The sequence below is a fragment of the Methanospirillum sp. genome (genome assembly GCF_035560735.1).
GTDB lineage: Archaea > Halobacteriota > Methanomicrobia > Methanomicrobiales > Methanospirillaceae > Methanospirillum.
This window is the reverse complement of record NZ_DATMYY010000181.1, coordinates 1-2256: the sequence shown is the minus strand read 5'-3', so window position 1 is coordinate 2256 and position 2256 is coordinate 1. Positions and strand designations below refer to the sequence as shown.

The 2256-nt window shown below is 38.5% G+C and carries 2 protein-coding genes; both read left to right on the top strand.

The window, feature by feature from the left end; translation table 11 throughout:
• Nucleotides 1–898, top strand: an 898-nt coding sequence (locus VN429_RS05455) for a hypothetical protein (protein ID WP_325630666.1), incomplete at its 5' end; no start/stop codon positions are given.
• A 133-nt stretch (nucleotides 899–1031) separates the two neighbouring features.
• Nucleotides 1032–2256, top strand: a 1225-nt coding sequence (locus VN429_RS05450; RefSeq protein ID WP_325630664.1) for a hypothetical protein, incomplete at its 3' end; no start/stop codon positions are given.

The following is a 2256-nucleotide window of genomic DNA, read 5'->3' as shown; positions in this document are numbered from 1 at the left end:
TTTCAACCCTATGCTCTATGAGTATGCAGATTTCTCGTTTAAACTATTTTCACGAACAGAAGGGGATTTTTCCAAATTTACTCTCCTTTTTCAGACATACCTGATACCTGATTTCTTCTATTCGACTCTTATCCCGGGAATCATAATTATTGCCGCGATTATCGGGATTTTGCTTACACTTGCAATACTGGTTAAAAGATCAAATCTTCAGGATGAGGAAAAAGGGCTAGTAACCTTTTCCATCTCATCAATTATTTGTACAATGGTCATAATCATCCTGTTTTCAGAGATGGATGCATGGCCATACATAAGTCAGATCCCAGTACTCCTTTATATTATTGCAGTTCTGTTAATTTTCAAATTATGTGCTCATATGCATGGTATACAACTGTTTTTGCTGATACTGATTACCATTAATCTGATAATGCTCACTGGCCTTGTACTCACAATTCCTACGACACCAAATGAAGACCAGTACTCCTTAATTCAAACAATGGAAGAAAATGATATCACCCATGCTTTTTCGAACTTCTGGGATGCTAATCTCATCACATATCTCTCTAATGAGCGTGTAAAGGTGAGGGCAGTTGAATATGTGGGAGTCCTTGCACCCTTCATTGATCTCTCAAATATTCAATGGTTTGAAAACCAGAGACTATCAGAAATGCCATTGACATTAATTGTCCGAAGTGATGATACTGTAAATTTCTATTCATTTGTTGCTTCACACCCCCCTGACCGTTTCAATGATTTACAATATTACTCAGTTCTTCAATATGACTCGTTGAACAGTACTTCTGTCAGTGAAGTTCCAAAGAACTGGCGAGAAAAACTTGGAACGGTAAACATTGGATTTTCAAGAATCTTTGAAAAATTCCATTTGCTAACAAGTTCTTAACACATTTTTTCGGGTCATAATAGAATTATCCTACTATCCTCTTCATTTTGCAGTATTTTGAGGATTATCCTGATACTTGCACCGGAACAATATATTGCTATAAATAACGTATCTCTTGTAACAGACGATAGATATGCCAGAACCGACGCCAAGTAGTCTTTTCTCTCATTTAGGCGAGAGAAGTTCGTTCATTATTCTGCTTTGTCTCTTTGGAGTCATTGCAGGTATCAGAATCCTGTTATCCGGATTGATAGTAAGCCCGCAGATCTTCGCAGACGAACTGGTCTACGATATCATTGCCAGAGAAGTCTATAACGGGGTTTTGCTTACCTCTCATCTTCCATATCCAGAAGGGCCCTTCTCACCCGGATACTCATTTGTTGCCAGCCTCGCATATTTCCTCAGTCCGGATAAGTATGTTGTATATCATTATATGCTGGGCATCAATGCCATATTGACAACTAGTATTATTTTTCCTGCATATTACCTCCTAAAATCAGTAACGTCAAAAGGAATTGCATTTTCAGGTTCGGTGATTATTGCACTCCTTCCTACAGTTACCATGAACACATATGTCCTCATGAGTGAGGCTCTGTTCATTCCCCTGACTCTTTTTTCAGTCTTGTTTGTAAAAGAATCTCTATCTACAGATAAACCAGGGGTCTGGGATATCCTTACGGGATTATCAATTTTCCTTCTCTACTTCACCCGTGCAACCGGTATCTCCATGATCATAGCTCTGGTGTTGACACTTGTCTGGATGTTTAAGAGTGGACATTTTCAATTTACAGAGACGATTAAGAAAAAACTCATTTTTATTGCAGGTCCAGGATTTTTACTTTTCCTGATCTGGATTTTCGATCAGTTATTAATGAAGGGTTCACTTCCATCAGGATATAGTACAGATTACTATATTACTCTGATAAACGAGGCTCTGACCCATGATCCTGGCCACCTGGTATACGTCTTTATGCAGCATCTTGACTACCTTCTGCTTGGTTCGTTTATTATATTCCCAATATTGGCAATTATTGCAGGATGCTCATTTATACGGCCGGTATGCCGGATTTATTCATCAGGACAACAGGAACCAGACAACAGTAAAGGGAGCATACCAGTCCTTCTTTATTGTTCTATTTTCTCAGTTATCCTGTTCTTATTCACGTTAGCTCATATGTGCAATCTTTCATATGAATACTCAATCTGTGGGAGATATGTTGATGCTATCATACCCCTCATAATCATTGGCGGGATCATCGGGCTCACCCGACTGATTCAAACCGGAGAATATTTAAAATTCCTGAAACCTGCACTTATTTACCTTATAATCACAGTTATTATTACTTGGGCAGTAATGC